The sequence below is a fragment of the Pseudomonas sp. PA-1-6B genome (assembly GCF_021609545.1).
Classification (GTDB): Bacteria; Pseudomonadota; Gammaproteobacteria; order Pseudomonadales; family Pseudomonadaceae; genus Aquipseudomonas; species Aquipseudomonas fluorescens_BV.
Map to the genome: position 1 here is coordinate 26791 of NZ_WJZM01000061.1, position 8366 is coordinate 35156.

The 8366-nt window shown below is 58.5% G+C and carries 7 protein-coding genes and 1 pseudogene; 2 read left to right on the forward strand and 6 right to left on the reverse strand.

Annotated elements, in window-relative coordinates; translation table 11 throughout:
• Nucleotides 1–55 precede the first annotated feature (55 nt).
• From GIV35_RS22880 to acs, 6 genes are all read right to left on the reverse strand, one after another.
• On the reverse strand, nt 56–820 hold the full coding sequence (locus GIV35_RS22880) for an ABC transporter ATP-binding protein (protein ID WP_014719598.1): 765 nt from the start codon (nt 818–820) through the stop codon (nt 56–58).
• Between the two features lie 27 nt (nt 821–847).
• Nucleotides 848–1960 (reverse strand): succinylglutamate desuccinylase/aspartoacylase family protein, encoded by a 1113-nt coding sequence (locus GIV35_RS22885; protein ID WP_236264752.1) that lies wholly within the window; start codon nt 1958–1960, stop codon nt 848–850.
• A 1-nt stretch (nt 1961) separates the two neighbouring features.
• Complete coding sequence (locus GIV35_RS22890) at nt 1962–2660, reverse strand: ABC transporter permease (RefSeq protein WP_236264753.1); 699 nt, start codon at nt 2658–2660, stop codon at nt 1962–1964.
• A complete protein-coding gene (locus GIV35_RS22895; protein WP_003193627.1) occupies nt 2657–3346 on the reverse strand; it encodes an ABC transporter permease in 690 nt (229 codons plus the stop codon). The genes GIV35_RS22890 and GIV35_RS22895 overlap by 4 nt, the downstream gene beginning before the upstream one ends.
• 91 nt (nt 3347–3437) lie before the next feature.
• Nucleotides 3438–4223: an ABC transporter substrate-binding protein gene (locus tag GIV35_RS22900; protein ID WP_034128472.1), complete on the reverse strand. Its 786-nt coding sequence runs from the start codon at nt 4221–4223 to the stop codon at nt 3438–3440.
• Between the two features lie 695 nt (nt 4224–4918).
• Entirely contained in the window at nt 4919–6874 is a 1956-nt protein-coding gene (gene acs / locus GIV35_RS22905) for an acetate--CoA ligase (RefSeq protein WP_236264754.1), read from the reverse strand.
• A 397-nt stretch (nt 6875–7271) separates the two neighbouring features.
• Here acs and GIV35_RS22910 point away from each other — a divergent pair, with 397 nt between their 5' ends.
• Together GIV35_RS22910 and GIV35_RS22915 are read left to right on the forward strand one after the other, a co-directional pair.
• Nucleotides 7272–7541, forward strand: coding sequence for a DUF2790 domain-containing protein (locus tag GIV35_RS22910; RefSeq protein ID WP_014719601.1), 270 nt, complete (start codon nt 7272–7274; stop codon nt 7539–7541).
• Nucleotides 7542–8095: 554 nt separating this feature from the next.
• Nucleotides 8096–8366 (forward strand): annotated as a pseudogene (locus GIV35_RS22915) (ribonucleotide-diphosphate reductase subunit beta); the annotation flags it as partial.

Consider the following 8366-nt stretch of genomic DNA (forward strand, 5'->3'; position numbering starts at 1 on the left):
GCTTACCTCAAGACTGCGGAGCATGCACTATCCCGGTGCACAAAAGCAGTCTTGATTATTTCAAACTGCCAGAGAGGAACTGCTGCAACCGTTCCGACTGCGGGTTCACCAGCACTTCCCTCGGATTGCCACGCTCTTCAACAATGCCTTTGTGCAAAAACACCAACTGGTTCGACACTTCCCGGGCAAAGCCCATTTCGTGGGTCACCACCACCATGGTGCGGCCTTCCTGGGCCAGGTCCTGCATGACCTTGAGCACTTCGCCCACCAACTCCGGATCCAGCGCCGAAGTAGGTTCGTCGAACAGCATCACCTCAGGTTCCATCGCCAGCGCACGAGCAATCGCTACGCGCTGCTGCTCGCCACCGGACATGTGGCCCGGGAACGCATCCTTACGATGGCCCACACCAACTTTGGCCAGGTAATGCTCGGCCTTTTCACGGGCCTCTTTCTTCGATATGCCCAACACGTGCACCGGGGCTTCCATCACGTTTTCAATCGCGGTCATGTGCGACCACAGGTTGAAATGCTGGAACACCATGGACAGGCGTGAACGCATACGTTGCAGTTGCTTGGGGTCGGCAGCCTTCATGGCGCCGTCCTTGTTGGCCACCAGTTTCAGCTCTTCGTTATTGAGCAGAATCTTGCCGGCGTGGGGCTGCTCCAGCAGGTTGATGCAGCGCAAAAAGGTACTTTTGCCCGAACCGCTGGAACCGATGATGCTGATCACATCACCGGCGGCGGCGGCCAGGGACACACCTTTGAGCACTTCATGACTGCCATAGCGTTTATGCAGGTCTTGGACTTCAAGCTTGTACATGCGGTCGGTTCTCACAAAAACAGGTGGTCAGTCGTTGAGCAAGCGCCCGTGACGCAGCGCTTCGCGCCCCGCCACCTTGGCCAGCCAGAAACCCGCTTGGGCATAACGTAGCCGTTCAACGGCAAACAACACCCCCGAGGTGCCCGCGCAAATAGTGCTTACGCGGTCGGTCAGGGGGTCAATCACTTCAAAAATCTCGTCGCCGGTTTCTACCCAGTCGCCCGCTTTACGCAGGTAACTGATCACCCCGGCATGGGGCGCGAACAGCAGTTCGGTGCCCTCAAAAGGCACACCTTCGCAAGGTTCGTGTTGCGGCGCGGGCCACTCGCCCTTGATCAAGCCTTGTTCGGCGAGGAACGCAAGGATGCCTTCGGCGTGGAAGATGGCTTCATCACGGCCGGTGTCGGCCTGGCCGCCCAACTCCAACGTCGTTGCCAGGCAGGCCAGCGGAATCTGCGCCTGCGGGAACGTGCGCGACAAACGCAGCCACGGCAACGAGCACGCCTCGTCAAACGAACTGCCGCCGGAATCTTCCGCCAGCAGGCCGACCTTCACATTCAGGTGTGCCGACAGCGACCGCCACTGCGGCCAGTGTTGGGGCAGCGCATACATGTGCAGTGCGGCTTCGGCGTCGCAATGCAGGTCCAGCACCACATCGGCGGTGCACGCATGGCTCAGCAGGATGCGTTGCATGCCTTGCAACTGGCTGCTCGGCTCGGGCAAGGCGGCGAGCGTATCGCTCATGGCCTGGCGAATCATGCGCACATTGGCGTGCGGGTCATCACCCAGTTTGCCTTGCAACAATGCACCGACCGGCTCGCTCAACTCAACGAAGTCGCGATTGAAGTTCTTGCCGCTGCCCACTTCGAAACGCCCCTGGTGGCTGCCTTGCAACAGCTGGCCAAGGCCCATCGGGTTAGCCACCGGCACCAGCTCGATCGCGCCGTTGAGGGCGCCCTGCTGCTCCAGCTTTGTGAGGCGTTTTTTCAGTTCCCACGCGGCACGCATACCCGGCAACTCATCGGCGTGCAGGCTGGCCTGGATATAGGCCTTGCGCTCGCCGCTGCCAAAGCGGAACACGCTCAGTTGGCGCTCGCAGCCCAAATGCCCCCAGGGCAGCAGATGATCGATACGTTCCATATCAGTGCTTCCGTGGAGCCAGGTAGCTCAGCCAGCGGCGCTCGGCCAACTTGAACAGGCGCACCAGGATGAAGGTCAGGCACAGGTAGAACACGCCGGCGGTGATATAGGCTTCGAACGGCAGGTAATACTGGGCATTGACCGTACGCGCGGCACCGGTGATGTCGATCAGGGTAACGATAGACGCCAGGCTGGTGGTCTGCAGCATCATGATCACTTCGTTGCTGTACTGCGGCAGCGCACGGCGCAGGGCCGACGGCAACAGAATGCGGCGGTACAGTTTGTAGCGCGACATGCCCATGGCCTTGGCCGCTTCGATCTCACCGTTAGGCGTGGCCTTGAGGCTGCCGGCGATAATTTCGGCGGTGTAGGCGCTGGTGTTGATCGCAAACGCCAGGCACGCACAGAATGTCGCGCTGGACAGCAGCGGCCACAGGAAGCTTTCGCGCACCACTTCGAACTGCGCCAGGCCGTAGTAGATCAAAAACAGCTGCACCAGCATCGGTGTGCCGCGGATCACATAGGTGTAAAGCCAGGCCACGCCGTTGACGATCGGCTGCTTGGACACGCGCATCAAGCCCAGGGGCAAGGCCGCGAGCAGGCCGAAGAACAGCGAGATACCGAGCAGTTTCAGGGTGGTCAGCAGGCCGCCGAGGTACAGCGGCATGGCCTCCCAGATGACGTTGTAGTCGAAGATCATAGATCAGCCGCCCTTACGCCTACCGAGTAGCGCTTCTCAAGGTAACGCAAGGCCAGCAACGACACGCTGGTGATCACCAGGTACATCGCCGCCACTGCGAGGAAGAAGGTAAAAGGCTCACGGGTGGCGTCTGCCGCCTGCTTGGCCTTGAACATCATGTCTTGCAGACCTACCACCGAAATCAGCGCGGTGGCCTTGGTCAATACCAGCCAGTTGTTGGTAAACCCGGGGATCGCCAGCCGAATCATCTGCGGCACCATCACCCGGAAAAACACCTGGAAGCTGCTCATGCCATACGCCAGGCCGGCTTCAGCCTGCCCCTTGGGAATGGCCATGAAGGCGCCACGGAAGGTTTCCGAAAGATAGGCGCCAAAGATGAAACCCAGGGTGCCGATACCGGCGGCCAGGGGGTTCAAGTCGATATAGTCGTCAAAGCCCAGCAACGGCGCGACGCGGTTAAGCAAGTCCTGACCGCCGTAGAAAATCAGCAGGATCAGCACCAGGTCGGGGATCCCGCGGATCACCGTGGAGTACAAGTCGCCCAGCCAAGCCAGCCAGCGTACCGGCGACAGGCGTAGCGCGACCCCGATCAGCCCCAGAACAATGGCCAAGGCCATGGACGACAAGGCGAGCTGAAGCGTCAACCATGCGCCATCGAGGATGACGGCCCCGTAGCCTTTCAACATGATTCAGGTCCTCGAAAAGGGGGATGAAAAAATGGCGCAAACTTCAGGATGACTGTTGCTTGCGCCATTTCGGACAGACAGCTGCGATGAGTTACTTGGCGTCAGCGCCGTAAATATCGAAGTCGAAGTACTTGTCCTGGATTTTCTTGTATTCGCCGTTGGCACGGATTGCAGCGATGGCCGCATTGATGCGCTCAAGGTTTTCTTTGTCACCTTTGCGCACTGCGATGCCGATACCGTCGCCGAAGTATTTGGCTTCGGTGAACGATGGCCCTACAAACGCGTAGCCTTTGCCGGCGTCAGTTTTCAGGAAACCGTCTTGCAGCAGGGTGGCGTCAGCCACGGTACCGTCGAGACGACCGGCAGCCACGTCCAGGTAGATTTCGTTCTGGGTACTGTAACCCTTGATATCCGCACCTTTTGGCGCCAGGACTTCACGGGCGAAACGATCGTGGATCGAACCGCGCTGTACACCGATCTTCTTGCCCTTCAATTCATCCAGGCTGTCGCTGACGGTGGTGCCTTCCTTCATCACCAGGCGCGCTGGGGACAGGTAGTAGCGGGTGGTGAAATCCACGGATTTCTTGCGGTCTTCGGTGATGGACATGGACGACAGAATCGCGTCGATCTTGCGCACTTTCAACGCCGGGATCAGGCCGTCGAATTCCTGCTCGACCCAGGTGCACTTGACGTCCATCTGCTTGCACAGGGCGTTGCCGATGTCGTAGTCAAAACCGACGATGCTGCCATCCGGCGCCTTCGAGGCAAACGGAGGGTAAGCCGCTTCGATACCAATTTTCAGCGGCTTGCCTTCGGCGAAAGCCTGCATGGACAGCACGGACAGCGCCAGGGCGCCCAACAGCACGAGTTTCTTCATCTTGGGACTCCATCGGTATAGGGCAAAAACAGCAGTATGAGCCATGGCCCACGATGCGGCGAAGGTGTAACCGAATAGCGGTGCTGCGTCCTGCGCGGGCGACACCTGCGACGACGAGCGAGTGATCGGCATTCTAACGACAGGCCGGAAGCCGATATTTCCTCAATGCGACAACAATTTACAGAAGCACTGAGAAAGCGGTTCCAACTCATTGACAGTCTCTGAAATTTATGCAGAGACAAAAGATATTAAACCTGATGATGCTGCAAATTGCGGGCCTATTATTCGCAAACCCTTCTAACACGGCAAGTCTGGCGTTTAATCTTATTTTTTGGGTTGTCTAGAACGCGGTTTTTCGGAGCGTGTGCGTGGTCCATTGCCCCAAGTTTGTGCGGGCGGTTACACATTCGAGCGAGCTGGTAACATTCAGAAACGTCCTACCGAAAAAACCGATATTTATTGGCTTGGTTGTGATGCGGCTCTGTCAGACCGCCACCCACCCCCCTTTATGAAATGCGATCTGAACTGTGGGAGCTGGCTTGCCTGCGATAACGGTGTATCAGCCAAAGATGGGCTAACTGATAAATAGCTATCGCAGGCAAGCCAGCTCCCACATTGAACCTCGGTGCTTCTGAGCCCCCAAAAAAAGCCCCACCCGGCTTGCACCGAATGGGGCTCTGTCCCACCTACCCCGCTTACGCGACGTTCATGGTCTTGTGCGTTTCAATCAAATGCGCCACCACGCTCGGATCTGCCAGGGTGGAGATATCCCCCAACCCATCGTATTCAGCCGTGGCGATCTTGCGCAAAATGCGCCGCATGATTTTCCCCGAGCGCGTTTTCGGCAACCCAGGCGCCCACTGGATTACGTCCGGCGAGGCAATCGGCCCGATTTCCTTGCGCACCCAGTTTTTCAGCTCCAGGCGCAGTGCTTCGTTGGGCTCTTCACCATTCTTCAAGGTGACATACACATAAATGCCCTGCCCCTTGATGTCATGCGGCACACCCACCACCGCCGCCTCGGCGACTTTGGGGTGCGCAACCATGGCGCTCTCGATCTCGGCAGTACCCATGCGGTGGCCGGACACGTTCAACACGTCATCCACACGGCCCGTGATCCACCAGTAACCATCCTCATCGCGACGTGCGCCGTCACCGGTGAAGTACATGCCGCGGAAGGTCTTGAAGTAGGTGTCGACAAAACGGTCATGGTCGCCGTACAGGGTACGCGCCTGGCCCGGCCAGGAATCCAGAATCACCAGGTTGCCTTCGGCGACGCCTTCGATGATGTTGCCCAGGTTGTCCACTAGCGCCGGCACCACACCGAAAAACGGCCGTGCCGCCGAACCCGGCTTCAACGCATGGGCGCCTGGCAGTGGGCTCATCAGCGTGGCACCGGTTTCGGTCTGCCACCAGGTGTCGACGATCGGGCAACGGGATTGGCCGACGTTCTTGTAGTACCAGTCCCAGGCTTCCGGGTTGATCGGCTCACCCACCGAGCCCAACAGGCGCAGGCTGCTGCCGTCGGCGCCTTCACAGGCAGCGGTGCCGGAGGCCATCATGGCGCGGATCGCGGTCGGTGCGGTGTAGAGGATGTTGACCTTGTGCTTGTCGACGATCTTCGCCACTCGGGTAATGTCCGGGTAGTTCGGCACGCCTTCGAACAGTAGCGTGGTCGCGCCATTGGCCAGCGGGCCGTAGACGATGTAGGTGTGGCCGGTAACCCAGCCGACGTCGGCGGTGCACCAGTAGATTTCGCCTGGGCGATAGTCGAATACGCGCTCGTGGGTCAGGGCCGCATAGAGCAAGTAGCCACCGGTGGTGTGCTGCACACCCTTGGGCTTGCCGGTAGAGCCGGAGGTATAGAGGATGAACAGCGCTTCTTCGGCGCCCATTTCTTTTGGCGCGCAGACGGTGCCCGCCACTTTCATCAGGTCTTCGTACCAGATGTCGCGATGCTGGTTCCACTTGATCGCGCCATTGGTGCGCTTGCACACGATGACCTTCTGGATGCTGCTGGTTTCCGGGTTGGTCAGTGCGTCGTCAACGTTAGCCTTAAGCGGAATTTTCTTACCGGCACGGATGCCTTCGTCAGCAGTAATCACCACTTTCGACTTACAGTCGATGATGCGACCGGCCAGGGCTTCCGGGGAGAAACCGCCAAACACCACCGAATGGATCGCGCCGATGCGGGTACAGGCCAGCATGGCGACCACGGCTTCGGGAATCATCGGCATATAGATAGTCACCACATCGCCGCGGTGCACGTCCTGGCCGCGCAAGGCGTTGGCGAACTTGCAGACTTCTTCATGCAACTCGCGGTAGGTGATGTTGCGGCTCTCGGCAGGGTCGTCGCCCTCCCAGATGATTGCGATCTGGTCGCCACGCTCGGCGAGGTGACGGTCCAGGCAATTGTAGGAAACGTTCAGAGTGCCATCGGCGAACCATTTGATGTCGACATGGTGGTCGTCGAAAGAGGTCTGCTTCACCGCGGTGAAAGGCTTGACCCAGTCAAGGCGCTTGGCTTGCTCGCGCCAGAAGCCATCGGGGTTGACCACCGACTGCTGGTACATGGCCTTGTAGGTCGCCTCGTCGGTCAGCGTGTTGGCTGCTACTTCGGGGCGAACGGGGTACAGGGAAGCCGCACTCATCTTTCTTACCTCGGTGACATAGTTGTTGTTGTATGGCCCCTGTTGTAGCCGGGGTGGGCCTATAGAACCATTCGACGATGGTAGTAACAAGACCCTACAAATTGCCCTGCTATGCCTTTTCACCGCTCTGGCCCGCGTGCTGCGGCGGCTGGCAGGCTTCTGAAAAAATCTTGATTGAGGGATTGTTACAAAAACCGCCAAAAGTGTTTATCAAAACCACGGGTATATGAATATAACCGAGGCGCCTAAAATCAACTCCGCCAACAAGGCACTCTGATTAACAACGCAACAGCCCCCACGAAGGCAACGTTAATCCGAACTTCCCAACTTTTAAGTGACACACGCGGCCTCACAAGGGCCCCGTGCCCCCTTTCGCCCTGAAGAAGGTAATGAAGAAATGAAAGCGTTATTAGTTATGGCCCTGAGCAGCTTGTGCGCCACCGCCGCCCTGGCGGACGAAGCCCCGACTGAACTGGCCGGCCAGAACGCCCCGATTGTCGAGGACTACACCTATAGCACGCACTTGGATGTGGCCAAAGTCTTGTCCATGAGCAGCATTCCAGAAGTCTGCGAAGTTGTACCGGTGAAGATGGAATATGAAGATTCTCAAGGCCAGCGTCATATTCTTAACTATCAAGTAATGGGCAATGGGTGCTCTAACGGCTAACAACTTCTGAAGTTGGATTCTTAATTGCCGCAAGAAATCGTTCTTGCGGCCAAGAACCCGCCCTTGAATACACCCCACATCAATTGTGGGAGCTGGCTTACCTGCGATGGCGATTTCAGCCACGACCACTCTTTTTACGCCCCCTTCCCCTGCCCCAAAAAAAACATCCCCGCCCGTCAAAAACCCCCACGCCCAGCAAAGCCTTGCAAACACTCGCTTTGGCCGAAACCCACGTCATTTTGGCGCTCCCAAGTGACCATCCGCCGCAACACAAACCTGAATTTTTCCCTATAATGCGCGGGTAAATCGGGCCTGCAATATCCCTTTACACAGGGATAAAGAGCCAGACCTTGAGCCTGCGCTGCAGCAAGTACGCATCGCTGCGCCCCTCAAGCCTCATGCAGCACCCGCAACCTGATTCCGTTTATTTGCCTGCGCGAGCTGTTGCAACAAACGATTCCTTAAGATCCACCGCGGCCCTAGGGCCGTGTGAACACCCAACCATCCGGTTTCACACGGGCACCTTTGAGCCCTCACGCAGGAGACGACACGTCATGCTGAGCTGGGACGAATTCGACAAAGAAGAAGAAGGCGAAGTAGCCGCTAAAGGCGCCAACGCCGGCCACGCCACCGAAGCCAACATGGACCGCCTCGACGGGGCCGGCGCCGCTGCCGCCGTGGAAGCCCGCGCCGTCACTGCCAACGACTCCGCCGCCATCGTGCGCGCCAAGGCCGCCCTGGACAAACTCGACGTCGCCGAAGGCCTCGCCGAGCTGGAAGGCGCCTCCGCCCGCGTCGCCGTTGACGAAAAGCGCATGATCAACT

Excerpts from the sequence above, each read along its gene's own strand:
- GIV35_RS22910 (WP_014719601.1), top strand. The coding sequence starts at position 7,272 with ATGAAAGCGTTATTAGTTATGGCCCTGAGCAGCTTGTGCGCCACCGCC.
- GIV35_RS22895 (WP_003193627.1), bottom strand. The coding sequence starts at position 3,346 with ATGTTGAAAGGCTACGGGGCCGTCATCCTCGATGGCGCATGGTTGACG.
- GIV35_RS22890 (WP_236264753.1), bottom strand. The coding sequence starts at position 2,660 with ATGATCTTCGACTACAACGTCATCTGGGAGGCCATGCCGCTGTACCTC.
- GIV35_RS22880 (WP_014719598.1), bottom strand. The coding sequence starts at position 820 with ATGTACAAGCTTGAAGTCCAAGACCTGCATAAACGCTATGGCAGTCAT.
- acs (WP_236264754.1), bottom strand. The coding sequence starts at position 6,874 with ATGAGTGCGGCTTCCCTGTACCCCGTTCGCCCCGAAGTAGCAGCCAAC.
- GIV35_RS22900 (WP_034128472.1), bottom strand. The coding sequence starts at position 4,223 with ATGAAGAAACTCGTGCTGTTGGGCGCCCTGGCGCTGTCCGTGCTGTCC.
- GIV35_RS22885 (WP_236264752.1), bottom strand. The coding sequence starts at position 1,960 with ATGGAACGTATCGATCATCTGCTGCCCTGGGGGCATTTGGGCTGCGAG.